The 26,597-nt window shown below is 73.7% G+C and carries 26 protein-coding genes and 1 pseudogene; 12 read left to right on the top strand and 15 right to left on the bottom strand.

Annotated elements, in window-relative coordinates:
* The first annotated feature begins 133 nt into the window (after positions 1–133).
* Both PUR71_RS20375 and PUR71_RS20370 read left to right on the top strand, forming a co-directional pair.
* Complete coding sequence (locus PUR71_RS20375; protein WP_329928485.1) at positions 134–1,063, top strand: proline dehydrogenase family protein; 930 nt, start codon at positions 134–136, stop codon at positions 1,061–1,063.
* A 179-nt stretch (positions 1,064–1,242) separates the two neighbouring features.
* Entirely contained in the window at positions 1,243–1,935 is a 693-nt protein-coding gene (locus PUR71_RS20370) for an RraA family protein (RefSeq protein ID WP_329928484.1), read from the top strand.
* Positions 1,936–1,941: 6 nt separating this feature from the next.
* Here PUR71_RS20370 and PUR71_RS20365 read toward each other — a convergent pair whose 3' ends face one another.
* The 3 genes from PUR71_RS20365 to PUR71_RS20355 all read right to left on the bottom strand — a co-directional run bounded on the left by PUR71_RS20365 (position 1,942) and on the right by PUR71_RS20355 (position 5,160).
* Positions 1,942–2,430, bottom strand: coding sequence for a GNAT family N-acetyltransferase (locus PUR71_RS20365; RefSeq protein WP_329928483.1), 489 nt, complete (start codon positions 2,428–2,430; stop codon positions 1,942–1,944).
* Positions 2,431–2,523: 93 nt separating this feature from the next.
* Positions 2,524–3,783: a TerD family protein gene (locus tag PUR71_RS20360; RefSeq protein ID WP_329928482.1), complete on the bottom strand. Its 1,260-nt coding sequence runs from the start codon at positions 3,781–3,783 to the stop codon at positions 2,524–2,526.
* Between the two features lie 138 nt (positions 3,784–3,921).
* Positions 3,922–5,160 (bottom strand): hypothetical protein, encoded by a 1,239-nt coding sequence (locus PUR71_RS20355; protein ID WP_329928481.1) that lies wholly within the window; start codon positions 5,158–5,160, stop codon positions 3,922–3,924.
* A gap of 295 nt (positions 5,161–5,455) precedes the next feature.
* Between PUR71_RS20355 and PUR71_RS20350 the strand changes: the two genes are divergently transcribed.
* Positions 5,456–5,953, top strand: a complete 498-nt coding sequence (locus PUR71_RS20350) for an SsgA family sporulation/cell division regulator (protein WP_329928480.1) — start codon at positions 5,456–5,458, stop codon at positions 5,951–5,953.
* Here the strand turns inward: PUR71_RS20350 and PUR71_RS20345 are convergent.
* From PUR71_RS20345 to PUR71_RS20335, 3 genes are all read right to left on the bottom strand, one after another.
* On the bottom strand, positions 5,875–7,404 hold the full coding sequence (locus PUR71_RS20345) for a GAF domain-containing protein (protein ID WP_329928479.1): 1,530 nt from the start codon (positions 7,402–7,404) through the stop codon (positions 5,875–5,877). The two genes, PUR71_RS20350 and PUR71_RS20345, sit on opposite strands and share 79 nt — an antisense overlap.
* Before the next feature lie 206 nt (positions 7,405–7,610).
* Positions 7,611–8,573, bottom strand: coding sequence for a M56 family metallopeptidase (locus PUR71_RS20340; RefSeq protein ID WP_329928478.1), 963 nt, complete (start codon positions 8,571–8,573; stop codon positions 7,611–7,613).
* The gene (locus PUR71_RS20335) at positions 8,567–8,944 is read right to left on the bottom strand and encodes a BlaI/MecI/CopY family transcriptional regulator (protein ID WP_329928477.1); all 378 of its coding nucleotides are present in this window, start codon (positions 8,942–8,944) and stop codon (positions 8,567–8,569) included. The genes PUR71_RS20340 and PUR71_RS20335 overlap by 7 nt, the downstream gene beginning before the upstream one ends.
* 105 nt (positions 8,945–9,049) lie before the next feature.
* Here PUR71_RS20335 and PUR71_RS20330 point away from each other — a divergent pair, with 105 nt between their 5' ends.
* The 3 genes from PUR71_RS20330 (at position 9,050) to PUR71_RS20320 (ending at position 10,981) form a co-directional block, all read left to right on the top strand.
* Positions 9,050–9,718, top strand: a complete 669-nt coding sequence (locus PUR71_RS20330) for a DedA family protein (RefSeq protein ID WP_329928476.1) — start codon at positions 9,050–9,052, stop codon at positions 9,716–9,718.
* A complete protein-coding gene (locus PUR71_RS20325; RefSeq protein ID WP_329928475.1) occupies positions 9,718–10,350 on the top strand; it encodes a phosphatase PAP2 family protein in 633 nt (210 codons plus the stop codon). The genes PUR71_RS20330 and PUR71_RS20325 overlap by 1 nt, the downstream gene beginning before the upstream one ends.
* 115 nt (positions 10,351–10,465) lie before the next feature.
* Positions 10,466–10,981 carry a pyridoxamine 5'-phosphate oxidase family protein gene (locus PUR71_RS20320; protein ID WP_329928474.1) on the top strand — a complete coding sequence of 172 codons (516 nt, stop codon included), beginning with the start codon at positions 10,466–10,468 and terminating at the stop codon, positions 10,979–10,981.
* 53 nt (positions 10,982–11,034) lie between these two features.
* Here PUR71_RS20320 and PUR71_RS20315 read toward each other — a convergent pair whose 3' ends face one another.
* From PUR71_RS20315 to PUR71_RS20290, 6 genes are read right to left on the bottom strand one after another with little or no spacing between them, the layout of a single operon-like run.
* Positions 11,035–11,355 carry a DMT family transporter gene (locus PUR71_RS20315; protein ID WP_329928473.1) on the bottom strand — a complete coding sequence of 107 codons (321 nt, stop codon included), beginning with the start codon at positions 11,353–11,355 and terminating at the stop codon, positions 11,035–11,037.
* A gap of 7 nt (positions 11,356–11,362) precedes the next feature.
* Positions 11,363–12,052 (bottom strand): HAD family hydrolase, encoded by a 690-nt coding sequence (locus PUR71_RS20310; protein WP_329928472.1) that lies wholly within the window; start codon positions 12,050–12,052, stop codon positions 11,363–11,365.
* Between the two features lie 51 nt (positions 12,053–12,103).
* Positions 12,104–13,189: an ABC transporter ATP-binding protein gene (locus tag PUR71_RS20305; RefSeq protein ID WP_329928471.1), complete on the bottom strand. Its 1,086-nt coding sequence runs from the start codon at positions 13,187–13,189 to the stop codon at positions 12,104–12,106.
* Between the two features lie 34 nt (positions 13,190–13,223).
* Positions 13,224–14,033, bottom strand: a complete 810-nt coding sequence (locus PUR71_RS20300) for an ABC transporter permease (protein ID WP_443077507.1) — start codon at positions 14,031–14,033, stop codon at positions 13,224–13,226.
* Positions 14,033–15,016, bottom strand: coding sequence for an ABC transporter permease (locus PUR71_RS20295; RefSeq protein WP_329928470.1), 984 nt, complete (start codon positions 15,014–15,016; stop codon positions 14,033–14,035). Before PUR71_RS20295 ends, PUR71_RS20300 begins: the two co-directional genes overlap by 1 nt.
* Before the next feature lie 7 nt (positions 15,017–15,023).
* Entirely contained in the window at positions 15,024–16,193 is a 1,170-nt protein-coding gene (locus tag PUR71_RS20290; RefSeq protein ID WP_329928469.1) for an ABC transporter substrate-binding protein, read from the bottom strand.
* 328 nt (positions 16,194–16,521) lie between these two features.
* Between PUR71_RS20290 and PUR71_RS20285 the strand changes: the two genes are divergently transcribed.
* Positions 16,522–17,310: a GntR family transcriptional regulator gene (locus PUR71_RS20285; protein WP_329928468.1), complete on the top strand. Its 789-nt coding sequence runs from the start codon at positions 16,522–16,524 to the stop codon at positions 17,308–17,310.
* Between the two features lie 56 nt (positions 17,311–17,366).
* Here PUR71_RS20285 and tmpA read toward each other — a convergent pair whose 3' ends face one another.
* Positions 17,367–18,941, bottom strand: a complete 1,575-nt coding sequence (gene tmpA, locus PUR71_RS20280) for a 2-trimethylaminoethylphosphonate dioxygenase (RefSeq protein ID WP_329928467.1) — start codon at positions 18,939–18,941, stop codon at positions 17,367–17,369.
* A gap of 262 nt (positions 18,942–19,203) precedes the next feature.
* Between tmpA and PUR71_RS20275 the strand changes: the two genes are divergently transcribed.
* Complete coding sequence (locus PUR71_RS20275) at positions 19,204–20,844, top strand: APC family permease (RefSeq protein ID WP_329928466.1); 1,641 nt, start codon at positions 19,204–19,206, stop codon at positions 20,842–20,844.
* A gap of 62 nt (positions 20,845–20,906) precedes the next feature.
* Here the strand turns inward: PUR71_RS20275 and PUR71_RS20270 are convergent, their stop codons facing one another.
* Positions 20,907–21,992, bottom strand: a complete 1,086-nt coding sequence (locus PUR71_RS20270) for a pyridoxal-phosphate-dependent aminotransferase family protein (protein ID WP_329928465.1) — start codon at positions 21,990–21,992, stop codon at positions 20,907–20,909.
* A 96-nt stretch (positions 21,993–22,088) separates the two neighbouring features.
* Between PUR71_RS20270 and PUR71_RS20265 the strand changes: the two genes are divergently transcribed.
* From PUR71_RS20265 to glnII, 4 genes are all read left to right on the top strand, one after another.
* Entirely contained in the window at positions 22,089–23,180 is a 1,092-nt protein-coding gene (locus PUR71_RS20265) for an amidohydrolase family protein (RefSeq protein WP_329928464.1), read from the top strand.
* A gap of 58 nt (positions 23,181–23,238) precedes the next feature.
* Positions 23,239–23,916, top strand: coding sequence for a uracil-DNA glycosylase (locus PUR71_RS20260; RefSeq protein WP_329928463.1), 678 nt, complete (start codon positions 23,239–23,241; stop codon positions 23,914–23,916).
* Between the two features lie 125 nt (positions 23,917–24,041).
* On the top strand, positions 24,042–25,025 hold the full coding sequence (locus PUR71_RS20255; RefSeq protein ID WP_329928462.1) for an SCO1860 family LAETG-anchored protein: 984 nt from the start codon (positions 24,042–24,044) through the stop codon (positions 25,023–25,025).
* 178 nt (positions 25,026–25,203) lie between these two features.
* The gene (glnII, locus tag PUR71_RS20250) at positions 25,204–26,226 is read left to right on the top strand and encodes a glutamine synthetase (protein ID WP_329928461.1); all 1,023 of its coding nucleotides are present in this window, start codon (positions 25,204–25,206) and stop codon (positions 26,224–26,226) included.
* 97 nt (positions 26,227–26,323) lie between these two features.
* On the opposite strand, the pseudogene PUR71_RS20245 reads toward glnII, so the two are convergent.
* A pseudogene (locus PUR71_RS20245) lies at positions 26,324–26,597 on the bottom strand (ricin-type beta-trefoil lectin domain protein); the annotation flags it as partial.

Below are 26,597 nucleotides of genomic sequence, written 5' to 3'. Positions count from 1 at the left end.
CTCCGGTAGCCATCGGTCACCCGCGACGCCCGGTCCCGCAGCCGGGCGTCGCCCCGCCGGGGCGGCGGGCCACCCCCGTACCGCCGCCCCGGCCTTTCTGCCACCCTTAGAAGCACCAGCTCCAGGAGTCACGATGCTCCGTTCCGCCCTCCTCGCGGCCTCCCGGTCGCCGCAGGTCCGCACCGTGGTCGAGAAGTTCCCGCCGACCCACGCGATAGTCGAGCGCTTCGTCGCCGGCGAGGTCCTCGACGACGCCGTCACCGCCTGCGACGACCTGGTCGCCACCGGCCGCAAGGTCACCCTGGACCACCTCGGCGAGGACACCCAGGACGCCGCCCAGGCCGCCGGCACCGCCGAGGCCTACGAGCACCTGCTCAAGGCGCTCAAGGAGACCGGCCTCGCGGCCGGCGCCGAGGTGTCCGTCAAGCTGTCGGCCGTCGGCCAGTTCCTGCCGGTGGACGGCGAGAAGATCGCGCTGGAGAACGCCCGCCGCATCTGCGAGGCCGCCGCCGACGCGGGCACCACGGTGACCCTCGACATGGAGGACCACACCACCACCGACTCCACCCTCGCCATCGCGCGCGAGCTGCGGGCCGACTTCCCGTGGCTGGGCGTCGTGCTCCAGGCCTACCTGCGCCGCACCGAGGCCGACTGCCGCGAGTTCTCCGGCGCCGGCTCGCGCGTGCGCCTGTGCAAGGGCGCCTACAAGGAGCCCGAGTCGGTCGCCTTCCAGGGCAAGCACGAGGTCGACCTCGCGTACGTCCGCGCCCTCAAGGTCCTGATGGCGGGCGAGGGTTACCCGATGATCGCCTCGCACGACCCGAACATGATCAAGATCGCCGGGCAGCTGGCCCAGTGGAACGGCCGCACCCGCGACTCGTTCGAGTACCAGATGCTCTACGGCATCCGCCCGGAGGAGCAGCTGCGCCTCGCCGGCGAGGGCAACACCATGCGCGTGTACCTGCCGTACGGCCAGGAATGGTACGGCTACTTCATGCGCCGCCTCGCCGAGCGCCCGGCCAACCTGACCTTCTTCCTGCGCGCCATGGCCACCCGCAGCTGACGCTGCGGCCCAAGGCGTCGGACGGCTCGCACCCCCTTTGTGGGAGGGGGTGCGAGCCGTCCGGCGTTCTTCCGGCTTCAGGGGAACGGTTTGGTGTCCGGCTCGAAGTCGAACGGCTCGGGGAGTCACGGCCTAGGATCGGTGATGGTCAACTGGGGTCTTGGTGTCAGGAGTTGGGGATGCTGAAGGAGTTCGCTGAGCTGTCGACGCCGTTGGTGGCGGATGCCTGTGTGCGGCTCGGGGTGGGGGTGCGGGCGGCGCCGGTGGGGGTCATGGGGGTCGTGGCCGGGGCTCGGGTCGCCGGGCGGGTGCTGCCGGTGCGGCACTACGGGAGCGTGGACGTCTTCCTGGAGGCGTACGGGGGCGCCCGGGACGGGGACGTCCTCGTGATCGACAACGGCGGGCGGACGGACGAGGCCTGCATCGGGGACCTCGCCGTGCTGGAGGCGGTGGCGGCCGGGGTCGCCGGGATCGTCGTGTGGGGGCTGCACCGGGACACGCCCGAGCTGGTGGAGATCGGGCTGCCGGTGTTCAGCTACGGCGCCCTGCCGCTCGGGCCCATGCGGCTGGACGAGCGGGGGCCGCAGGCGCTGCTGACGGCGCGGTTCGGGCCGCACCTGGTGGACGCCGGGGACGTCGTCCTCGCCGACGCGGACGGGGTGCTGTTCGTCCCCGGAGACCGGATCGACGAGGTGCTCGCGACGGCCGCGGGCATCGCCCGCACCGAGCGCGCCCAGGCAGCGCGGATCCGCTCCGGCGACACGCTCCGTCGGCAGACCGCCTTCGACGAGTACCTGGCGCGCCGCGCCGCCGACCCGGCGTACAGCTTCCGGCAGCACCTGCGCCGGGTGGGCGGGGCCATCGAGGAGTAGCCGGCCTCAGAGCGGGCGGTGCATCACGTGCAGGCCGACGTACCCCTCGGTGGGGTGGCGGAACGCCTCGGGGACGGTGCCGACGATGCTGAAGCCCAGCGATTCGTAGAGCTTCACGGCGTGGTGGTTGCTGGCCGCCACCGCGTTGAACTGCATGGCGCGGTAGCCCTGCCGGCGGGCCCAGTCGAGGGTGTGCTCGACCAGGGCCCGCCCGATGCCCCGCCCGTGGTGGGCCGGGTCGACCATGTAGCTGGCGCTGGCCACGTGCGAGCCGTTGCCCGGGCGGTTGCGGCACATGTTGGCGGTGCCGACGACCGTGCCCGCGTCGTCCACCGCGACCACCGTGCGGCCCGGTGCGGGCAGCAGCCACCACTCGCGGCCGAGCTCGGCGGAGAGGTCCAGCGGGTACGGGAACGTCTCGCCGACGGCGACGATCGCGTGGAAGAACGGCCAGATGGCGGGCCAGTCCTCGGTGGTGGCTGTTCGGATCCGCATGCGGACAGGATGGGCCCCGGGGCGGCGGACCGGCCACTGGATTTCCGTCGGGCCGGTCCGTCGGGCCGGTCAGGGGCCGGTCCGGGGCGGACGTCAGAGGAGCGCGGCGGACGGTTCGATCATCGCGCGGGCGGTCTTGGCGTCCACGTACTCGCCGAGCGCCGTCATCTCCCACTCGCCGGTGCCCTGGCGGACCAGCTTGCACATCACCACACCGGTGCGCGGCTCCGAACGGGTCAGGTCGAAGCGGACCAGTTCCTGCCCGCTGCCGGCGTCCAGCAGGCGGCAGTAGGCGTTCTGCACCTCGGTGAAGCGCTGCCCGGAGAAGGAGTTGACGACGAAGACCAGGCCGGTGACCTCGGCGGGCAGGCCCTCCAGGTGGACGGTGATCGCCTCGTCGTCGCCCGTGCCCTCGCCGGTGAGGTTGTCGCCGGAGTGGGCGATCGCGCCGTTGAAGACGGTGAGCTTCATGAACCAGGCCGTCTCCAGCTTGCGGCGCCTGGCGTCGAAGGCGATGCAGGAGGCGTCGAGGTCGATGCTGCGGCCGCGGCCGGCGGGCTCCCAGCCGAGGGCCATCCGGACCGAGGAGAGGAACGGGCGGCCGTTCTTGACCAGGGACACCGAGCCGCCCTTGACCAGGTTGACGCGGCCCTTGTCGAGGGTGACCTTCGGGCGCGCGGCCGGTGCCGGCGGCGCGGCGGGCGGCGGGGTGGCCGGCATCGGGGGTGCGGTGGTCCGGGCGATGCGCGGGTCGACGGGCGGGGCGGTCGGCGCGGGTGGCGCCGTGGTCGGCATCGGGGGCGCGGCGGAGACGGGAGGGGTCGCCGGGGCCGTCTGCGGGGCCGGGGTGTCGTCGACGGTGACGCCGAAGTCGGTGGCGATGCCCGCGAGTCCGTTGGCGTACCCCTGGCCGACCGCCCGCACCTTCCAGGCGCCGTTGCGCAGGTAGACCTCCACCACGATGAGCGCGGTCTCCCGGACGAGCGGCGGCGGAGTGAAGGAGACCAGGACCTCCCCGGTGTCGGCGTCGCGCACGGTCGCGGTCGGCTCCATCCCGGCGAAGGTGCTCTCCTGGTCGGCCGGACTGGCCGTCACCACGACCTTGGTGATCCCGGCCGGCACGGCCCGGGTGTCCACGGTGATCGCGTCCGGACCGCCCGCGCCGGCCGGACGGTGGCTGACGCCGGGGCCGTGCGGCGCGTTGAAGAACACGAAGTCGGCGTCCGAGCGCACCTTCCCGACGTCGGTCAGCAGCAGGCCGGAGACGTCCAGCGCCTTGGGTGCGGTGACCTCGACGGTCACCCGCGCGGCGGACAGCGGTGCGTTGCCGCCGGGGGTCAGGACGGTGGACACGGACTCCTCCTCGGGTACGGGGCGGCGGCCGTGCGGGGTCCGGTCGGGCCGCCGGGCCGGGTGCTGCCCACAGTAACGAACGTGGCTGCGGAGAGGAGCCCGGTCCGCCGAGTGGGGCTCGGCGGACCCGATCCGGCGTCAGTGGTGGACGGGCGGACTCTTCGGCCGGGCTTCCGGCGGGGCGGCCTGCCGGTCCGCCTGCGGCGCCGCCTCGGCGAAGGTGCCGAGGGCGGCGACGGCCCGGGGGTCGGTGATGCCGAAGGCGGCGGCGTTCCAGTTCTCCGTCGCGTCGCCCTTGCACGGGGCCGGCCCGGCCGGGCGGGTGCCGCGGACCCCGAACGTGTAGTGGCCGGGGGCGACGTCGGTGCCGGCCGGGGTGGTGAACCGGTAGACCAGGGTGCCCCGTTCCTGCTGGGCGGTGACCACGGCGCCGGGCAGGTTCGTCCACGCGGTACCGCTGCCCGGGGCCAACTCCCCCGGGGCGAGCCGGAACTCGGCCTGGAGGGCGGTGACGGGCTCCGCGACGCTGAGGGCGAGCACGTGCCGCCTGCCGTCGCGGCCGAGGGCGGTCACCTGGGCGACGCCGCTCAGCGGCTGCTCGGCCCCGGCGGTCTCGGCGGTGGCGGAGGTGCCGGGGACGCCGTCGGTGGCAGGAGGGCTGGGCGTGACGTCGGATCCCGGCACGGCGGGGACCACCGACGGGACGGTCGGGAGCCTCGGCGTGAACGACGGGGCGCCGGACGGGAGGCCCGCGCTCGGGGACGGCGACGGCTGCCCGGACTGCTGCGCCGGCGGCTGGGTGCCCGTCGGCTGCGGAGACGGTGAGGACTGCGGGGACTGCGGTGACAGCGGGGACCGGGGGGACGCCGGCCCGGACGGCGCGGCCGGCTCGTGCGCGGCGGCTGCCCCGCGGTCCTGGGCGGACGGGTCGTCGGTGGACGCGAGCCCGGTGTGCCCGCCCGCGGACGCGGTGCCCGACGGCTCGGGCGCGCCCGGCCGGGGCGTGGCGGGAGCGGGCGTCGACGAGCCCGGGTGCGGCCGCGCGGGCCGGGAGGCGGACGGCCGTCCGCCTGGCCCGGGCGCCGCCGGGTGCTCGGCGGAGGCCTCGGCCTGCTCGGTGCCGCTCCCGCTCGGGGTCGGCGGCGGCGTGCTGCCGACCCGGGCGACGCCGGCGCGCCGGCCGATGCCCTGCTGCTCGTGCAGGAGCAGGGTGGTGGCGATGCTGATGCCGACGACCGTGGACATCGCCATCGCGGCGCCGGAGAACCGCAGGGTGGGCAGCCGCAACCGGCCGCCGAACGGGCGTGGCCGACCGTGCCGGCCGTGCGGCGCGGTCTCGTGCCGCACGTCCCGCACCCCGTCCTCGCGCACAGCCACCGGACCCCTCCCTCCCCGAAGTCGCCCTCGCAGTCGCCGCATTCTCCCACGGCCCGTGACGCGGGGTCCGTTCCGGGAGGGGGTGAGCGTACCAGTGGGCGGCCACGGCTCGGACGGATTCCATCCACTTCGTGGACATCCGTTCGACGCAAGGAAGTTGACGGATCGTCCGACACGGCGGAGCGAGGACCGTCAGCCGGGGTCGGGGGTGGTTGCAACCTCCTTGCAACCCTTGCCCGCCCGGCCCGCGGTGGCGCAGTCTGAGAGCATCCCACGCCGTCCCGGAGAGACCGTCATGCCGCCCGACCCGCTGTCCGCAGCCTCCAGTGCACCCCTCGCCGCCACCCCCACGGGCGACGATGGGGAAGGCTCCACCGCCGCTCCGGCGGCGGTGGAGGAGGTGCTGACGCTGCGGATCTCGCTGGGCGAGGAAGTGGTCGGCGAGGTCCGCACCAGGTTCCGCTTCGAGGCCGCCCGCCCGTACGAGGTGCTGCTGACCTTCCACCTGGGCCGGCCGGACGAGGCCGACTGGGTGTTCTCGCGCGAACTCCTGCGCGACGGCCTGCGCACGCTCAGCGGCCAGGGTGACGTCAAGCTGTGGCCGGCGTACTGCCCGTGCCACGGCTCGACGTTGCACCTCGCGCTCGAATCCCCGCACGGCAGCGCCCTGCTGGAGGTCTCCAAGCCCCGCGTGCAGGCCTGGCTCGACGGCACCTACGCGCTGGTCTCCGAGGAGGCCGAGCGCGCCTGCGGCCCGACCGACGCCCAGCTGGCCGCGCTGCTCGGCGGCTGAGGGGCGCTCACGAGGGTGCGCGGGTCGGCCGTGCGGGGTTCCGGGACCGCCGGTCCCGGCAGGCGTACCGTCCCGGCAGCCAGCGCCGTCCGCAGCCGCCGCACGGCCGGGGCCGACGACGACGGCAGCAGGTCGAACGGATCGTCCGGGCCCAGCACGGTGACCAGCACCGAGTCCGCGAACCGGTACGGCCGGTGGGCCAGCAGGCCGCCCAGGTAGCGGCGCAGCCGGGAGAGTTCGGCGCGGACGGTGACCGTCCTCGCCGGGTCCCCGAACAGGGCGTCGGCGAGCTGCGCGGCGGTGCTGCCGTCGCGTGCGGTCGCGAGCAGGAGCAGCAGTTCGGCGTGGCGCGGGCTGAGCGCCTGCGACCAGCCGTCGGCCGCGCCCTGCACCGAGAGCTCCGGGCGGTCCGCGCGCCGCAGGTCCAGGCGCAGCCGCGCCCCCTCCACCTGCTCGGGGGCGAGGGAGCCGTCCCCGTCCGACGGCCGGACCGGGCGCACCAGCCAGCCGTCGGCCAGCGGTTCCAGGACGCACTCGCCGAGCCCGGGCACCCACTGGACGGCCGTGCCGCCCCAGCTCTCCGCGGGCAGGCGCAGGCGGCCGAGCGGCGGCAGCCCCGCGGAGGCGGCGGTCCACCCGGCGGCGTCCACCACCAGCGCCGGACCGGCCACCCGGGCGAGCATCGGGGCGGCCAACGTGCGCAGCTGGTGGAGCGACTCCAGCCGGTGGGCCCGCAGTTCGGTCTCGGCGAGGCGCGCGGCCGTGGTGGTGAGCTGGAGCAGGTAGGGGCGCACGCTGTGGGCGGGGCCGCTGAGGTTGACGGCGCCGATCAGCTGCCCGGTGCCGGGGTCGTGGACGGGCGCGGCCACGCACGTCCAGGAGTGGTGGCTGCGCAGGTAGTGCTCGGCGGAGTGGACGTGCATCGGGCGCTGGGTGCGCAGCGCCGCCGCGATCCCGTTGGTGCCGACGCTCTCCTCGATCCAGCGGGCGCCGATCAGGAAGCCGATCCGGTCGGCGCTGCGGCGCAGGCTCCGCTCGCCCTCCTGCCACAGCACGTGGCCCTCGGCGTCGGCGATCGCGAGGATCAGCGGCGCCTGGTCCACGGGCTGGATGAGGGTCTCGCGCAGCACGGGCATCACGGCCTCCAGGCCGCTCGCCCGCCGGCGCAGCTCGACCTCGGCCGGGCCGAGGTGGATGGCGGCGGCGCCGGAGTCGGGGTCGAGGCCGAGGCGGCGCAGACGCTCCCAGGAGTCGCCGATCTCGGGGCGGGGTTCCAGGTGGCCCTCGCCGCCGCCGGTGGCGCCGGTCCCGCCGGCCTGCTGGGCGTTCTCGCGGGCGGCTTCCCGGGCGGCGGCGTCGGCGAGGGTGCGGTCGTGGACCTTGGCCAGTTCGGCCGCGGTCGGCGGGGTTCGACGTTCGGGTCGTCGGGTCTGCCGTCCGGTCTGACGCACTCGGGTTGCTCCTCGCCGCCGATCGAGGGCGCGTCGGGGTCGATGCGCTGACGAAAGCGTAAGGGGGACGTGGGGATCTGGGGACGGGGTCGGGGAAGTCGAGTGTGGGTGTGGGCTGCTGCGCGGGGTTGGAGGGGGAGGGGGTGGGTGAGGGCGTGCGTTGGTGAGGGTGGGGGGTGGGGGGTCGGGGGATTGTGCCCGCACGGTCAGTCTTCGGGCTCTCCCGCGCTCTGTTGGGCGGCTTCCACCGTGTGGTGCAGGTCGGCGGTCGCCTCCAGGCTGGCCGCCGTGCTCAGTGCCAGGCAGGCTGCCAGCGCCACGGCCACGGGGCGCAGCCTCGTGCCCGTCGGGGCCGGGCGGGGCTGCAGGAGGGCGGCCACTCGCCTCGGGACGGGGCCGGAATGGGCTGCGGCGGCCAGTTTGGGGCGGGCCGGGCGTGGGGTGCGGTTGGCGGCCAGGGCGGCTCGGCCCACGGCGCGGGCCGTGACAGTGCGGTCGCCGACGCGGACCGCCGCCACCTCGTCGGCCCAGCGCTCCAGGTGGTACCCGAGGGGCGTGCGCAGTTGCCGGAGCGCCGGGTGGATGTCGGCGGCGTGTTCGGCCAGGGCGAGGAAGAGGTGGTGGCGGCCGGTGAGGTGGGCTCGCTCGTGGGCGAGCAGGGCTGCCCGTTCGGGGCCGCTCAGGGCCCGCAGCATGCCCGTGGTGACCACGACCCGGCCGGCCTCGCCCCGGTGCAGCCTGCCTGGGAGGGCGAAGGCGTCGGCGCGTTCGTCCTCGAGCACGGTCAGCTGGTGCGGGTCCGTGTCGTCGGCGGGCAGGGTGGCCCGGGCGGTGCGCAGGTCGTGGTGGTGGCGGCGTGCGGTCCGGACGGCGAGGGCGGTCAGCGCGGCCAGGGCGAGTGCGGCGACGGCCGCCGCCACGGGCGCGCTGGGGGCGGCGGCGGTGAGCCAGGGCAGCGACAGGTGGCCGAGGGCGGCGATCGGCGGCAGCTGGAGCAGTCCGGCGGCGGCGAGCAGGCCGAGCGAGCACAGGGTACCGCCGGCCAGGACGGCGGCCGAGCCGGCGAGCGTCCAGGCGGCGGCCCGGGGGGACAGCGCGTCGGCGAGGCGGCGGGCCAGCGGGGCGGCGAGGAGGGGCAGCAGGAGGGGCGCCCAGACGGCGATCAGCATGCGGTGCCGTCGCCGAGCAGTGCGCGGAGGAGTTGCTCGTCCTCGGCGGAGAGGTCGGAGACGAAGCGCGCGAGCACGGTGGAGCGGTCGGCCTCGCGGCCGAGCTCGGTGTGCATGCGGCGGGCGGCGAGGCCGGCGGTGTCCTGGACGGTCGGGGTGTAGGCGAAGGCGCGGCCGGCCCGGGTCCGTTCGACGGTGCCCTTGTCGTGCAGGCGGGCGAGGATCGTCGCGATCGTGGTGCGGGCGAGGTCCCCGCCGAGCGCCGCCTGGACGTCCTGCGGCGTCATCGCCTGCCGTGCGGACCAGAGGGCGGCCAGCACCTCGGCCTCCAGCTCCCCGGCGGGCCGGCGGGCCGGCGGTACGTCGGACATGGCGGCGCTTCCTCCAGTATCGTCTACAGTCATGTAGACCGTCTACGTCACTGTAGACGGTCCGGGCGTTCCACCGCCCTCCAACGTACGGGAGGTCCGCCGGCCTTGCTCCAGTTCCCCCTCGATCCGGCCGTTCACCTCGCGGTGAACCCGCTGGACGCCTCCTCGCTGCTCGCCGCCTTCGGCGCGCTCGGCATCGCCGTGGTGCTCTTCGCCGAGACCGGCCTGCTGGTGGGCTTCTTCCTGCCCGGCGACTCGCTGCTGTTCACCGCCGGGCTGCTCTGCGTGCCCGGCGCCACCAAGGGCCCGCAGCTGGAACTGTGGCAGGTGATCCCGGCGGCCCTGGTCGGGGCGCTGGCGGGCGCGCAGGTCGGCTACGTCATCGGCCGGCGGGGCGGGCGGGCGCTGCTGCGCCGCAGCAAGCGCAGGAGCCTGCTGGAGGGCGTCGAGCGGGCCGAGGAACTGCTGGCCAAGTACGGCCACGGCAAGGCGATCGTGCTGGCGCGGTTCATCCCCGTCGTCCGGACGGTGCTCAATCCGATGTGCGGCGTGCTCGAAGTGCCGGTCCGCTCGTTCACCTTCTGGCAGGTCGCCGGCGGTGTTCTGTGGACGGTCGGCGTGGTGCTGGCGGGCTACGGGCTGGGGTCGTCGATTCCCAGCATCGACCGATATCTGCTACCGATCATCGGTCTGGTAGTAGTTGTCTCCGTGCTCCCCATTGTTCTCGAAGTGTTCCGCGCCCGTAAGGCGCGCCGTCACGGAGGTGACGCGTGATGTCCTCCCGGGCTCTCGCCGTGTTCGACGGAAGCGGCATCTCCGGCGGCTTCTACACCCAGGTCAACGGGTGGTCCAGGACCGCGCCGGTGTGGCTGGACGACGTGATCAAGGTCTGGTCGGCCATCGGACTCGGTCTGTTCGCGGTCTTCATGCTCTACGCGTGGTGGCGGGCGCGCGGCGCCGACTCGACGCTGATGGCCCGGGTGCTGGCGACGCCGGTGATCGTGGTCGTCGCGTACGGAGCGAACTCCGTGCTGAAGGGCATGGTCGAGGAGGTCCGGCCGTGCGCGCAGATCCGGGGGAGCGTCCCGCTGGAGACCTGCCCCGGCGCGGGTGACTGGTCCTTCCCCAGCAACCACACCGTGATCGCCTTCGCCGCCGCCACCGCGCTGTTCTTCGTCGACCGCCGCCTCGGCGCGATCGCCGGGCTCTTCGCCGTCCTGATGGGCGCCTCGCGGGTCTGGGTCGGCGTGCACTACCCGCACGACGTCGCGGTCGGCATGCTGGTCGGCATCGTCGTCGCGGCGCTGCTGGCGCCGGTCGCCGGGCGCTGCGGGCCCCTGGTGGACCGGATGCGGGGCGGGGCGCTGCGCCCGCTGCTCGGTCCGGGCGCGCTGTCGCGGTACTGATTCCGTCGCCCGCCTTGTTCGGGCGGGTCGGCGGGTAGAGCATGTGAGCCGGGCGCGGAGCCCCGTCGCGACGGGGAACCCGCCCGGCTCTGTCGTGCCAGCGGAGGGAGCGTCCGTGCCGTACCGACTCGACATCACCCAGGGGGACTGGCCGGGCGACCTCCTGCACAAGGGCGTCGAAGGCCTGCTCGCCGAGGCCATGGTGCTCACCCTCGCGACGGCGGGGCACGAGCACGGGCCGCACGCCAACCTGGCGTTCTTCGCCCACGACGACGACCTCGTCCTGTACTTCGTCAGCGAGCGCTCCACCCGGCACAGCCACCACCTGGCCGAGGAGGCCCGCGCCGCAGCGACCGTCTTCCTGCCGCCACCGGTCTTCGGCGAGCAGCTGCGCGGCCTCCAGCTCACGGGCAGCGCCGGTGAGGCCTGGGGGCACCAGGCGCAGGCCGCCCTGGCGGCCTACCAGGCCCGTTACCCGTCCTTCGCGCAGGACGACGAGCTCCGCCGCCAGTACCTCACCGGCGCCGGCGCGGTGGCCCTGTACCGCTTCGAGGTGGAGGAGCTCACGGCGGTGGACGAACCCAACTTCGGGCGCCGCAACTACCTGCGGGCCCGGGTGGTGCGGAGCTGAGAGGACGGCGGCGCGGCACGGAGGACCGTGCCGCGCCGCTGCGGCGGGAGGGCTCAGTGGCCGCCCTTGAGGTTGAGCACGACCACCCCGACGATGATCAGCGCGATCCCCGCGATCTGGAGCCGGCCGAGCGACTCGCCGAAGGCGACGACGCCGATCCCGGCGACCGCCGCCGTCCCGGCGCCCGACCAGACCGCGTACGCGACCGAGACCGGGATGTGCTTGAGCGCGCGGCCCAGCAGGGCGAAGGAGAGCACGTAGCCGACGGCCACGCCGACGCTGGGCCACAACTTCGAGAAGCCCTCGGTGAGCTTGAGGCAGCTGGTCGCGCAGACCTCGCTGAGGATCGCGAGGGTGAGGAGGAGGTAGGGCATGCCGGGCTCAAACCGCCTGGCGGGCGCCGAGCTTCCCGAGCAGGGCTAGATCCGCGTTCTCCAGGCTGTCGAGCAGCGTGATCCGGGCGCCGTCCGGCATCGGCGTGGCCGTGGACGGGACGGCGAGCACGGCGCAGCCGGCCGTGCTGGCGGAGGTGACGCCGGTCGGGGTGTCCTCGACGGCGACGCAGGCGGCCGGGTCCAGGCCGAGCCGCTCGGCGGCGGCCAGGTACGGGTCGGGCGCGGGCTTGGTGCGCTCGGTGTCCTCGGCGGCGAGGGTGACGGTGAACCAGTCCCGGCCGATCGTGGACAGGACGAGGTCGACCACCCGGCGCGGCGAGGCGGAGACCAGCGCGGTGGGCACCCGGGCCTCGCGCAGCGAGGCGAGCAGGGCGAGCGCGCCGGGGCGCGGGACCGTCTCGGCGGCGACCTTGCCGGCGAAGGACTCGCCGAGCCGCTCGGCGACCTCGGCCTCGCTCAGCTCGGTGCCGCTGACCCGGTGCAGGTGGGCGGCGGTGTGCTCGACGGCGCGGCCGAGCACCTCGGGGGCGTCCTGGTCGGTGAGCGGGCGGCGCAGCTCCTCGGCGAGCTCGGCGGCGGCCTCCCACCAGAGGTGCTCGGTGTCGACCAGGGTGCCGTCCATGTCGAACAGGACGGCGGCGGGCAGGACGGATCCGGGCAGTGCGGATTCAGGCATGGCGGTACCTTCGGTGGACCATCAGGAGCGAGAAGGGGACGTCACAGGCTCTCAGGCCGCGCGGCGGTCCACCAGCACGGGTCGCTCGGGGAGGGTGAGCCCGGCCCGCGAACCGGCCGGAAGGGCGGCGGCGGCCTCGGTCGGCAGGTCGGCCTTGACCTCGGTGCCGTCGTCCAGGCGGACGGTGAGCCGGGTGACGGCACCCAGGAAGGACGCGGTGACGACGAGGGCCGGACCGGTCGCGGACGGGGTCAGCGTGACGTTCTCCGGGCGGACCAGCACCTGGAGATCGCCGTCGGCCGGCAGGGCGCCGTCCACGGCGTGCCGGCGGCCGAGCACCTCGACGCCCCCGTCGGTGCGGGTGCACGGGATCCGGCTCATGGTGCCGACGAACTCGGCGACGAACGCGGTGGCCGGGCGCGAGTACAGCTCGTTCGGGCCGGCGCACTGCTCCAGGCGGCCCGCGCGCAGGACGGCGACGCGGTCGGCCATCGACAGCGCCTCCTCCTGGTCGTGGGTGACGAACAGGGTGGTGATCCCGAGCTCCTGCTGGAGGCGGCGGATCTCCTCGCGCAGCTGGAGGCGGACCTTGGCGTCCAGCGCGGACAGCGGCTCGTCGAGCAGCAGGACGCGCGGCTGCAGGGCGAGCGCGCGGGCGAGCGCGATGCGCTGCTGCTGGCCCCCGGACATCTGGTGCGGGTAGTGCCCGGCGCGGTGCGGCAGGCCGACGAGCTCCAGCAGCTCCTGGGCGCGGCCCCGGCGCTCGGCCTTGCCGGCGCCGCGCATCCGCAGGCCGAAGGCGACGTTGTCGAGCGCGGTCAGGTGCGGGAAGAGGCTGTAGGACTGGAACACCATGCCCGCGTCGCGCTTGTGCGCCGGGATCGAGGTGATGTCCCTGCCGTCGACGAGGACCTCGCCGGAGTCGTGCTGCTCGAAGCCGGCCAGGATGCGCAGCGCGGTGGTCTTGCCGCAGCCGGACGGGCCGAGCAGGGCGAGCAGTTCGCCCGGCTGGACGGTCAGGTCCAGGCCGTCGAGGGCGGTGGTGGCGCCGAACGAGCGCCGCAGGGAGCGGAATTCGACGGTCGCGCCGCCGGTGGCCGGGGCCTTGCCGGTGGCGGTGGCGGTAGCCGTGGTCATGGGGGAGGTACTCCTGGGAGGCGGGAGGGGCGGATCAGGACCGCGCGGCCTTGCGGCCGCGGCCGACGGCGGACATCAGCAGCAGGACGAGCCAGACGATCAGCAGGCTGAGCATCGACACGGCGACGGACATTTGGCCGTCGCTCTTGCCGTTGGAGTTGATCCACACCGAGAAGGGGGCGAAGCCGAGGATCGAGGCGGTGGTGAACTCGCCGAGCACCAGGGCGACGGTGAGCACGGCCGCGTTCAGCAGCCCGCTGCGCAGGTTCGGCAGGACGACGGTGAACACCGCGCGCAGCCATCCGGCGCCGCAGTTGCGGGCGGCCTCGACGAGGGTGGCGACGTCGACGCCGCGCATCCCGGCGTCCAGCGCCCGGTAGGCGAACGGGAGCGCCATCAGCACGTACGCGATGACCAGGACGATCGGGAAGTCCGGGTCCTGGATGGCCACGAGGGTCTGGAAGAACGGTGTGTCCTGCAGGTAGTCCGGGCCCCAGCGCAGCACGCCGATGATGCCGGTGGTCAGCGCGACCACGGGGACGACCAGCGGCATCGAGCACATGATCTCGATCACCGGCCGCAGCTTCGGCGCGCCGAGCCGGGCGGCGAGCATCGCCGGCACCAGCAGGAGCAGCAGCACCGCCACGGAGACGCCGGCGAGTTCCAGGCTCAGCACGAGGCTGTCGGTGAAGCCGGGGGCGTTCACCAGCTCCGTGTAGGCGCGGAAGGTGGTGCCGCCCTTGTTGTCGTCGACGCTGAACCACAGCGACGCGGCCATCGGGACGGCGAAGTAGATCCCGCAGATCAGCAGGACGAGGCCGCGGCCGAAACGGATGCGGTTGATCAGGCGAGCCACTTGGCACTCCGGCGCTGAAGGGGCAGGTACACGGCCATCACCAGGCAGGCGACCACGATCATGTCGAGGCCGAGGGCGAGGGCGAGGTTGCCCTGGCCGACCAGGACGTTGCCGGACAGCGCGTCGCCGATCTGCATCGAGATCAGCGGCACCGAACTGCCCACCATGGCCTCGGCGGTGGCGTACGCGGCGAAGGAGGCGCCGAAGAGCAGCACGAACCCGCCGAGCAACGAGGGCGCGAGCACCGGCAGGGCCACGTGGCGCCAGTACTGGACGCCGGTGGCGCCGTTGTTGGCCGCCGCCTCGCGCCACTGGGTGCGCAAGCCCTCCAGGGCCGGGGTGATGGTGATGACCATCAGCGGCACCAGGAAGTACAGGTAGACCACCGAGAGGCCGGAGAACGTGTAGAGGTTCCAGCCGTGCTTGGTGAGACCGAGGCGCTTGGTGACCTCGCCGGAGTTGCCGAGGGTGGCGACGAACATGAACGCGAGCGGGACGCCGCCGAAGTTGGCGAGCACGCCGGAGGCGGACATGACGGCCTCGCGGAACATCCGGAACCGGGAGGTGGCGACCGCCTGCGCCAGCGGCAGGCCGACGACGGTGGCGATCAGCGCGGTCAGCAGGGAGAGCTTCACGCTGCCCCACAGGGCGGTGAAGTAGGCGCCCTGCAGCGAGCCGGTGAGGTTGTCGGTGGTGAACGTGCCGCCGCCGTCGGGGGCGTCGGAGGAGGTCGTGAACGCACCGATGGCGATGGCGACGGCGGGCAGCCCGAAGCCGAGCGCGAAGAACAGCAGCAGGGGGAGGGCGGCCAGCCAGGCCCGGCCGCGGGGTGCGACGCGCTTGCCGCGGCGGGGAGCCTCGGTGACCGCGGTGGCGGCCGGGGAATCGGGGGTGACGGAGCCGGGGGCACCGCCCCCGCCGCTCTGGGCGGCGGAGGCGGAGGCCGGCACCGGGGTGGGAGCCGTGGTCATCGTCAGGTCAGCCCGCGATCGCCTTGGCCCAGTTCTCGGTCACGACCTTCTTGGCCGCGTCGGTCTGGTCCGGGGTGGGGAAGGTGGTGAAGGGCTTCTCGACCGGCGGCAGCTTCGAGGCGGCGTCGGCGTCCAGGGTGCCGGCGGCCTTCATGGCGTCGAACAGGGCCGGGGTGGCGAAGCCGCCCATGAAGCCGTTCTGGCCGGCGGCGCTGTAGAGGTACTCCTCCCACAGGCGGGCGGCGGCCGGGTGCGGCGCGTCCTTGTTGATGGCCTGGTTGTAGTACTGCGCGTAGGAGCCGTCCGACGGGATGGCGACCTGCCAGTCGATGCCCTTGTCCTTGAACTTCACCGAGTAGCCGGCGTTCAGGTACGACCAGTCGATGCTGATCGGGGTCTCGCCCTTCTCGATGGTCGCCGGGGTGACCTCGACCGGGTTGAAGTTGCCGGCCTGCTTGACCTTGCCGAAGAAGTCGATGCCGGGCTGGATGTTGTCCAGCGAGCCGCCGTTGGCGAGGGCCGCGGCGTAGACGGCGCCGAAGGCGGCACCGGCCTTGGTCGGGTTGCCGTTCAGGGCGACCATGCCCTTGTAGTCGGGCTTGAGCAGGTCGGCGAAGGTCTTCGGGCAGACGGCCACCTTCTGGGCGTCGCAGCCGATCGACATGTAGCCGCCGTAGTCGTTGTAGCTCAGGCCGTTGGCGTCCTTCATGGTGGCCGGGATCTTGTCGAAGTCGGCGACCTTGTAGGGGGCCAGCAGGCCCTGCTTGCCGGCGCTGATCGCGAAGGCCGAGCCGAGGTCGACGACGTCGGGGGCGCGGTCCTGGCCCTTGCGGGAGGTGACGGCGTTGATCTCGTCCTGGCTGGAGCCGTCCGGGTTCTCGTCCTCGATCTCGATGCCGTACTTCGCCTTGAAGTCGTCCATCAGCTTGCCGTAGTTCGCCCAGTCGCGCGGCAGCGTGATGACGTGGAGCTTGCCCTCCTTCTTGGCGGCGGCGACCAGCGCGTCCATGCCGCCGAAGTCGGCGACGGAGGTGGCGGTCTTGGCGCTCTTGCCGCCCGCCGCGTCGCCACCGGACTTCGCGGAGGAGGAGCCGGCGGAGCCGCAGGCGGTGAGGGACAGCGCGGCGGCGGTCAGGACGGCCGCGAGGGCGGCGGTGCGGGCGCGGTGCACGGACACGGGTCAGTCTCCTGAGAAGGGGGAACTGCAAGCGGGTGTCTTGATCGGGGGATCGAGCGAGCGGCGGGGGCCGACGCGGTCCGAGGTGAGTTCGGAGCCGTCCGAGTTGACTAGCCAACTTCGCTGACGGAGGTAAGTACGCCGGAGTTCGGTGACAGGAAGGTGAACGGACGGCCCAGAACCGGGGTCGGGTGCGGGAACGGTGGAATCCGGCCTTCGGAGCGTGATCCGTTCGGTGCGATGCTCGAACGGCGCAGCGGGATAAGGTCGGGCTGTCCGCGCCGGTACGGCTGCGCAGGACACCGCCCCAGGAGGGACATTGACTGACGTGGCAACGGATCCCGGGCTGGAGCCGGGGCGGCCGGTGGAGCGCTCTGGAGCCCTCTACCGCAAGGTGGCCGCCGACCTGCGCGAGGCGATCACCTCCGGCGCGTTCGGCGAGGCGGGCCGACTGCCGGCCGAGGGCGCGCTGGCCGAGCAGTACGGGGTCTCCCGCGGGACGGTCCGCCAGGCGCTGGCCGTGCTCCGCTCCGACGGACTGGTCACCTCCCGGCGCGGCACCCGGCGCGTGGTGCTCGGCGGCGCGCGGGTGCAGAGCTTCTCCGAGCTCCTCAGCTTCACGCACTGGGCGTACTCGATGGGGGAGGAGCCCGGCGGCATCCTCGACTCCCTGGTGCGCCGCCCGGCCGACGCCGCCGAGCGCGAGCAGCTGCGCCTGGAGCCGGGCGCCGACGTGTACGTGACGGTCCGCCTGCGGACGCTGTCCGGCTCGCCGGTGATGGTCGAGCGCACCGTCTACCCGCCGCGCGTCGGGGAGATCGTGGCCGAGCTGCCGCCGGACGTCGTCTCGCACACCGAGGTGCTGCGCGAGCACGGCATCCTGTTCTGCGACGCCGACCACACCATCGACATCGTCGCGGCCAACGCGGAGGACGCCCGCCTGCTCGGCTGCCGCCGCGGCGGCCCGCTGCTGCGCGAGCGGCGGCGCACGACCGACCCGACCGGCACGCCGGTGGAGTGGTCCCAGGACCGCTACCTGCCCGGGACGGTGGCGTTCAGCGTGCACAACTCGCTTGCGACGTCCGCTCTTTCGCGGCACGCGCGCGAACTGGACTGAGCCGGAACGGCGAGAGGAGGAGGGCCCTCCGGTCCTCCACCCCTCGCGCCGTTCCGCTACTTCATGAGCGAGGCGAGCAGCGGGCGGTAGTGCTCGAAGTCCGGCGTGGTCGCGCCGGCGGTCTTCGCCTCGTCGTCCCAGCGGCGGACGGCCACCGCGTCGACGGCGCCCGGGAGGGCGGCGAACGCGGCGGCCTCGGCGTCGCCCATCGGGCCGCCCTGGACCTCGAGCGTGTACTCGGACGCCTCGGACAGCCGCTCGCGGTAGTCCGGCTCGACCGCGCAGAGGTAGCGCTTCGCGGCGACGTGCAGCCGGACGGGCTCGGTGACCTCCGGGCCGAACCACTGCGCCAGCCAGTCGGCGCCGCTGTCGCTGTGCCGGTTGTCCTGCCCCCGCATCAGGTCCCGGCCGTGCAGGGCTCCGTGGAAGTGGCCGATGTCGTGCAACAGGGCGGCTGCGACCAGGTGTTCCGGCGCTTGGGCCGCCTCGGCGGCAGCGGCCGCCTGGAGCATGTGCTCGGCCGTCGTGACCGCCTCGCCCAGGTACTCGCCGGCGCCCCTGCCCGCGAACAGCTCCGCGATCGCGTCCAGGGCGGCGGTGCGGCGGTGCAGCACGGCGAGGGTGCTGTGCAGTCCGTCCAGGTCCGCGTAGCAGCCCTGGAGGTGCCGGTGGCCGTCCTGCTGGAAGGCCGTCCGGGCGTGCAGGAGGCGGGTGTTGTCGAAGACCAGGCAGTCGCCGGGGCCGAGCCGGAAGGTGAGCCGGAGCTCGGGGCGCAGGGTGATCGCGGCGAAGCGGCGGTAGGCGGCGTAGAAGGCGTGCAGGCCGTTCGTGCGCAGGGTGCCGGTAGAGCGGTTGTTGAAGCGCACCTCGCGGATCCGGCCGAGCGGGTCCACGTCGATCAGCGGACGGTCGGCGCGCAGCTCGGTGCGGCGGTCGCGGAAGACGAACGGGACGGGGGTGCGGGTGAGGACGGCGAAGTCCGCCGGTGACTCCTCGCGGAGGATCGCGGCGGCCTGGAAGCCGTCGACGAGCCCGGAGTCGCCGCCGGTGGCGGAGTTCTCCAGGCAGTGCAGGAGCTGGAGGGTCGGCACCGGGTCCCGGTACGGGTTGTCGGTGTGCGGGGTGATGGCGGCGTTGGTGAAGGCGAGGTTGTTCGGGTCCGGCTCGACGCGGACGTCGAACAGCTCGCCGTAGGTGGTGGTGCGCACGTACCCGAAGCTCCCGGCGACTTCACACACCTTCCCCTCCGCGGTCGGCACGCCGCGCAACACCGCGAACCCGCTGCGCTGCACGGCCGCGAGGACCGACGCCTGCTCGGCGGGGTCGGCGAGGTACGCCTCCCAGTCGGCCTCGGGGATGCCGCGCGCGAAGTCCGCCGCGACCCAGAGCCGCTTGTCGGCCTCGGTGCGTCCGTCCCCGTCGGCGGTCTCGGCCAGCCACGCGAGCGGGTAGCGGGAGCGGTGCCCGTCCGACCAGAGCACCTCCAGGTTCCCGTTCAGCTCGCACTGCGCCGCGACCGTGAGGTCCTCGGACAGCTCGGCGATCTGGAACAGCTTCTGCCCGCTGCGCGGGTCGCGGCACTCGGCGCACGGGCAGTTGTCGCGCAGCCAGTAAGGCGGCAGTTCGGGCATGACGGGTCTCCTCCTCGACGGCATCCCGGCCGGGGTGGAGTTGTATAGCCAACTTCGCCCCCTCGCCCTCGGAGCCTGCCGCTCGCCGGTGAGGTCCCGGTGCCCTGCGGGTGAACGTCCCGGGAACTGTCCCGGGAGATCCCGGCCGGATTCGGCCGTCCGGCTGACGGGCGGCCGGGGAGGGTGTTTCGGGGCGAGGGGAGGCGCCGTGGCTGCGGCACTGTCGGGGTGGATTTCCCCCTGATTCGAGAGGTGGCCGCGCATGGCTCACACTACGGATACGAGTCCGCCCACCGGAGGGCACACCGGGCTCAAGCGCGAGGTCGGCGTCATCGGGCTGCTCTGGGCCTCGGTCGGGGCCATCATCGGGTCCGGCTGGCTGTTCGGGGCGCAGAAGGCGGCGGTGGCGGCCGGGCCCGCCGCGCTGCTGTCCTGGGGCATCGGCGCGGTGGCGATCATCCTGCTGGCGCTGGTCCACGCCGAGCTGGGCGGGCTGTTCCCGGTGGCGGGCGGTACGGCGCGCTACCCCCACTACGCCTTCGGCGGGTTCGCGGGGATGTCGTTCGGGTGGTTCACCTGGCTGCAGGCGGCGACCATCGCGCCGATCGAGGTGCAGGCGATGATCAACTACGCCCAGCACTGGTCCTGGGCGGACGGCCTGCTGAACAAGAACCTGACGCTCACCGGCGCCGGCTTCGTGGTCGCGGCCGTGCTGATGGCTGTCTTCGTCGCGATCAACTTCCTCGGCGTCAGGCTCCTCGCCCACACCAACAGCGTGGCCACCGTGTGGAAGGTCGCCGTCCCCATCCTGACGATCTTCGCCCTCGGGTTCACGGACTTCCACAGCTCCAACTTCAGCATGCACGGCTTCGCGCCGGACGGTGCCAAGGGCGTGCTCGTCGCGATCAGCACCAGCGGGGTGATCTTCGCGCTGCTCGGCTTCGAACAGGCCATCCAGTGGGCGGGCGAAAGCCGCAACCCGCGCCGGGACATCCCCCGGGCCGTCCTGGGCTCGGTCGTGATCGGCACGATCATCTACGTCATGCTCCAGGTGGTGTTCATCGGCGCCCTGCCGCCGGAGACCTTCGCCGGCGGCTGGGGCACGCTCACCTATCCCGGCATCAGCGGGCCGTTCGCGGGTCTCGCCACGCTGATCGGCCTCGGCTGGCTGGCCACCATCCTCTTCATCGACGCGATCATCTCGCCCGCCGGCACCGGCCTGGTCTACATCACCTCCAGCTCCCGGGTCACCTACGGTCTGAGCCGCAACGGCTACGCGCCGCAGGCCCTGCAGTACACCGACCGGAACTCGGTGCCCTGGCTGGGCCTGATCATCGCCTGGGTCGCCGGTGTGCTCTGCTTCCTGCCGTTCCCGAGCTGGCAGCGGCTGGTCGGGTTCATCACCTCGGCCGTGGTGCTGATGTACGCGGGTGCGCCGCTGGCCTTCGGCGTGCTGCGCAAGCGGCTGCCGGGGATGGAGCGCTCGTACCACCTGCCCGCCGGCAGGATCATCTCGCCGGTGGCCTTCGTGGTGGCGAGTCTCATCATCTACTGGTCCGGCTGGGACACCCTGTGGCGCCTGGGCCTGGCGATCCTGATCGGCTACGTCCTGCTCGGCGGGTACTCTGCGTACGCCGTGTCCAAGGGCGTGCCCAACGCGCCGCGGATGGACTTCAAGGCGGGGCAGTGGCTGCCGGTCTACCTGGTCGGCATGGGGATCACCTCCTGGCAGGGCACCTTCGGCGAGGGCTCGCAGGGGAACCTGCCGCTGTGGTGGGACATCGGCGTGGTGGTGGTGTTCTCGCTGGTCGTCTACTACTGGGCGCTGGCGGTGGCGCTGCCGGCCGAGGAGATCGAGCGGAACATCCGGGGCGTCGAGGTGGTGGACGCGGGCGGGCACTGACCCGCGAACGCGTACGGCCGCGGCCCCCGGGACGGGTTCCCGGGGACCGCGGCCGTGTCCGGTCAGACCTCGACGGTCGCGGCCCAGGCGGCGTCGGCGGCGTGGAGGGCCGGCCCGGCGTCGGCGCCGGTCGCGGTGGCCAGGGCGCCCAGGCAGGCGCGGACGGTGTCCAGCGAGGCCGCCCGGCCGTAGTGGTTGACCCGCAGCATCTCCGCCGCCAGCGCGCCGCCGCCCGGCTGGACGGGCAGCGACGGGTCGAGGGTCGCGGCGAGCTCGCCGGCGTGCACGCCGGGTGCGGTGCGCAGCGTGGTCGCGACCGGTGCGGCGTGGGCGTCCCGCGTGACGTACGGGGTGAGCGTGCCCAGCGCGCGGACGCCGGCCCGGGTCGCGGCCGAGGCCGCGCGGTGGCGGGCGATGACCGCCGGCAGGCCGTCGGCGGCGATGCGGTCCAGGCAGGCGCCGAGCGCCAGCATCTCCAACTGGGCCGGGGCGTGCGGCAGTACGGCCCGCCCGGCGTCCGTCCAGCGTTCCTTCCAGTCCAGCAGGGACAGGTAGGAGCGGCGCGGGGCGGCCGGGTTCGCGGCGATCCGCTCCCAGGCGCGGGCGGAGACGGACACCGCGGAGACGCCGGCCGGGCCGCCCATCGCCTTCTGCCCGCCGATGACGCACAGGTCGACGCCCCACGCGTCGGTGAGCAGCGGCTCGGCGGCCACCGAGGCCACCGCGTCGAGCATCAGCAGCGCGCCGTGCTCGCGCACCACGGCGGCGACCTCGGCGACCGGGTTGGTGTTGCCGGTGGCGGCCTCGGCGTGGACCAGCGAGACGAAGTCGATCGCCGGGTTCGCGGCCAGGGCGTCGGCCACCTGCCGTGCGCTCACCGCGCTGTGGAAGGGGACGGCGAGGTCGACGACCTCGGCGCCGCACGAGCGCAGCCAGTCGCCGAAGGTCCGGCCGTAGGGGCCGGTGACGATGTTGAGCGCCGTCGAGCCCGGGTGCGCGGCGCCCCGGATCGCGGCCTCCAGCGGCAGCAGCGCCTCGCCCTGGGTGACGATCACGTCCGCGGAGGTGTGCAGCAGCGCGGCCACCTGGTCCTCGATCGCCGCGAAGCCGGCGGCGCTGAGCGGGGGCAGGTCCAGGAGCGCAGTCACGGCGGGTGCCTTTCGCGTACGGGTGGTCGGGACGGGAACGAGTCTGCCGCATTCTCGCTGCCTCCCCGCAACCCGCCCGTCGGTAGAGTGCGGGACATGAGCGATGGCGCGGTGCTGCACGTGCGGGGTCGGGTGCTGGTCGGCCCGGAGGACGTCCGGGACGAACTCTGGGTGGTGGACGGCCGGGTGAGCTTCACCCGTCCGACCGGCGCCGGGGACGTCCGGACCGTCACCGGCTGGGCGCTGCCCGGCCTGGTCGACGCGCACTGCCACGTCGGCCTGGACGCGCACGGCGCGGTGGACGCCGAGACCAGCGAGAAGCAGGCGCTCACCGACCGCGACGCCGGCACCCTGCTGATCCGCGACGCCGGCTCGGCCGCCGACACCCGCTGGATCGACGAGCGCGAGGACCTGCCGCGGATCATCCGGGCCGGGCGGCACATCGCCCGCACCCGCCGCTACATCCGCAACTACGCGCACGAGATCGAGCCCGGCGACCTCGCCGCCTACGTCCGGGCCGAGGCCAGGCGCGGGGACGGCTGGGTCAAGCTGGTCGGCGACTGGATCGACCGCGAGCGCGGCGACCTCACCGCCTGCTGGCCCGGCGACGCGCTGGCCGAGGCCATCGCGGCGGCGCACGAGGAGGGCGCGCGGGTGACGGCGCACTGCTTCGCCGCCGAGTCGCTGCCGGACCTCCTCGCGGCCGGCATCGACTGCGTCGAGCACGCCACCGGGCTGACCGAGGAGCTGATCCCGGTCTTCGCCGAGCGCGGGGTGGCGATCGTCCCGACGCTGGTCAACATCGCGACCTTCCCCGAGCTGGCGGCCGGCGGCGAGGGCAGGTTCCCGGCCTGGGCCGCGCACATGCGCCGCCTGCACGAGCGCCGCTACGACACCGTCGGCGCCGCGCACGACGCCGGGATCCCGGTCTTCGTCGGGACGGACGCGGGCGGCTCGCTCGCGCACGGTCTGGTGGCGGCGGAGGTCGCCGAACTCGTCAAGGCCGGGCTGAGCCCGAACGAGGCGCTTTCGGCGGCCAGTTGGGGCGCTCGCGCGTGGCTCGGGCGCCCCGGCCTGGAGGAGGGCGCCCCGGCGGACCTCGTGGTCTACGACGAGGACCCGCGGGCCGACGTCCGGGTGCTGGCCGCACCCCGCACGGTGGTGCTGCGCGGCCGTCCGGTCGGCTGAGCACCACCATGATCATCCGCTGAACGCGCTGTCGGCATGGGCCGATAGGGTGGCGACCATGGCACCGCGTCCACTTCACGAGATCGTCGAGCCCGGCTGGGCGACCGCCCTGGCGCCCGTCGCCGGGCAGGTCGCCGCGATGGGCGACTTCCTGCGCGCCGAGCTGGCCGCAGGCCGGACCTACCTGCCCTCCGGACCGAACGTGCTGCGCGCGTTCCAGCAGCCCTTCGCCGACGTGCGGGTGCTGATCGTCGGGCAGGACCCGTACCCGACCCCCGGGCACGCCGTCGGGCTGAGCTTCTCGGTCGGGCCCGAGGTGCGGCCGATCCCGGCGAGCCTGATCAACATCTTCCAGGAGTACGGGACGGACCTCGGCCTCCCGCAGCCGTCCAGCGGCGACCTCACCCCGTGGACGCGGCAGGGCGTCCTGTTGCTCAACCGTGCGCTGACCACGGCGCCGCGCAAGCCCGCCGCGCACCGCGGCAAGGGCTGGGAGGAGGTCACCGAGCAGGCGATAAAGGCGCTGGTGGCGCGCGGCGGCCCGCTGGTCGCGATCCTGTGGGGCCGGGACGCGCGGAACCTGCGCCCGCTGCTCGGGGAGGTCCCGGCGATCGAGTCGGCGCACCCGAGCCCGTACTCGGCCAACGGCGGCTTCTTCGGCTCGCGGCCGTTCAGCCGGGCCAACGACCTGCTGGCGCGGCAGGGGGCGCAGCCGGTGGACTGGCGGCTGCCGTAGCAGTTCCGGGCCGCGCGGAGCGCTGATCTCACTCCAACGGGTGAAATGACCTTCCGTGTGGCTCATGTGACGGATCGTTTGAGAAGACTGGCGGCTCATCGTTCCATCGCTGTGGGGGTACCGCCATGTCTTCCCGACGAATCGTTTCTGTCGCCGCTGCCACGGTGGCGTGCGCACTGCTCACCGTCCCGCCGGCCGGGGCCGCCGAGCCGGCACCGGCGCCGGCGCCCGGATCCCCGGGCAAGGCGCGCGCCGTCACCGCCGAGCTCGCGCTGGACGTCAGCCTGCTGAACAAGGCGGTGGACGTCCCGGTGGACATAGCGCTGAACAAGGTGGAGACGCCCGCGCAGCGCGACGGTTCGGTGCTGACCGCGAAGGTCGACGGCGTCGACCAGCAGGGCCCGGTCACGCTGGTCAAGGCCGACGTCGGCAAGTCCGTGACGCGCTCCGACGCCAAGGGCACCGCCGCCTCCGTCCAGTTGGTCAACGCCGACGTGCACGCCCCCGGCCTGCCGGCCACCGCGCTGCTCGGCCTGGAGGCGATGAGCGCCGAGGTGACGTGTCCGGTCGACGGGCAGCCGACCGCGAACGTCGTCGCGCCGGCGAGGCTCACCGTCCTCGGCAAGCCGGTCACCGTCGGCCTCTACTCGCCGACCAGGGTGGACGTGCCGCTGGTGGGCAGCGTCTCGGTGGAGTTCTCCAAGCGCACCACCACCTCGACCACGGCCGCCGCCTCCGCGCTGGAGGTGCAGGTGGAGGTGAACCCGTTGAACCTGAACGTCGCCAAGGTCACCGGGAAGGTCACCGTCGCCTCGGTGAGCTGCGAGAAGCCGGTTCCGCCGAGCGGCCCGACCACGGCCGCCCCGACCCCGGCGCCCACCACGGACGGGCCCACCGGCGCGCCCACCGTCCAGCCGGTGGCCGACACCACCACGGGTGCCGCCTCCGCGCACGCCGCCTCCGCGCGCCCGGCCGCGGGCCTGGCCGAGACCGGCGGCAGCAGCGCCACCGGGCCGCTCGCCGCCGGGGCCGCCGCCCTCGTGGCGGGCGGGGGCGCCGCCCTCTGGGCCACCCGGCGCCGCCGCGCCGCGCACGCCCGTCACCGCTGACGGACCGGCCCCGAGGCACGGCAGGGGGCGGGAGTGCCATTCCCGGCACTCCCGCACCGTGACCGTGTCAACGCGGACGGTTGGTTCACATGCGCGTTACATGAGAGGAACAACCGGGAAACGGCGGCTTGCGACGCTACGCGGGCACCCACCACCCAGCAATGCGAGGGACACCGCCGTGGCAATCAAGGCCGAGTACATCTGGATCGACGGCACGAAGCCGACCGCGAAGCTCCGTTCCAAGACTCGTGTCCTGCCGAACGCGGACAAGATCCCGACCTGGGGCTTCGACGGCTCGTCGACCAACCAGGCCGAGGGCCACGCCTCGGACCGCGTGCTGGAGCCGGTGAAGGTCGTCAAGGACCCGATCCGCGGTGGCGACAACATCCTGGTCCTCTGCGAGGTCCTGGAGACGGACGGCACCCCGCACGAGTCCAACACCCGCGCGCTGCTCCGTGAGGTGCACGAGAAGTACGCCGCGCAGGAGTCGATCTTCGGCATCGAGCAGGAGTACACCTTCTTCAAGGGCTCCCGCCCGCTCGGCTTCCCCGAGGGCGGCTTCCCGGCCCCGCAGGGCGGCTACTACTGCGGTGTCGGTGCCGAGGAGGTCTTCGGCCGCGAGATCGTCGAGCTGCACCTGGACCGCTGCCTCGACGCCGGTCTGGCGATCTGCGGCATCAACGCCGAGGTCATGCCCGGCCAGTGGGAGTTCCAGATCGGCCCGGTCGACTCCCTGACCGTCTCGGACGACCTGTGGATCGCCCGCTACCTGCTGTACCGCACCGCCGAGGAGTTCGGCATCGACGCCACCCTGGACGCCAAGCCGGCCCGTGGTGACTGGAACGGCGCGGGCGCCCACACCAACTTCTCCACCAAGGCGATGCGCGAGGGCTACGACGCCATCATCACCGCCTGCGAGTCGCTCGGCGCCTCCCAGGAGAAGGTCCTGGAGCACGTCAGCCAGTACGGTGACGACATCCAGTCCCGCCTGACCGGCAAGCACGAGACCGCCCCGTGGAACGTCTACAGCTACGGCGTCTCCAACCGCGGTGCCTCCGTCCGCATCCCGTGGCAGGTCGAGGTGGAGCAGAAGGGCTACATCGAGGACCGCCGCCCGAACGCGAACGTCGACCCCTACGTCGTCACCCGCCTGCTGATCAACACCTGCTGCGAGGCCCTGGAGAAGGCCGGCCAGGTCTGATCCGCCACACGGCGCGCGTACGGCCGCAGGCCCTTCCCCACCACGGGGAAGGGCCTGCGGCCGTTTCGGTGCACCTACCGGTCGGCGGTCAGACCAGGGTCCACTTCTGGTTGGCCGCGCCGGAGCACGTCCACAGCGAGAGCGCGGAGCCGTTGGCCGTCGCGGCCTGCGTCACGTCGATGCACAGGCCGGACTGGACGCCGACGACCGTGCCGTCCGCGTTGAGCCGCCACAGCTGGTTGGCGCCGCCGTTGCAGTCGTAGATGTCGATCTTGGTGCCCGGGGCGGTCTGGTTGTTGTAGGCGTCCAGGCACTTGGTGCCGCCGTAGACGGTCAGCTGGCCGGCCGGGGTGTAGGTCCACTGCTGGTTG

The sequence above is a fragment of the Streptomyces sp. SP17BM10 genome (genome assembly GCF_036322405.1).
GTDB lineage: Bacteria > Actinomycetota > Actinomycetes > Streptomycetales > Streptomycetaceae > Kitasatospora.
The sequence above is the reverse complement of the archived record's forward strand: the minus strand, read 5'-3'. Positions and strand labels throughout refer to the sequence as shown.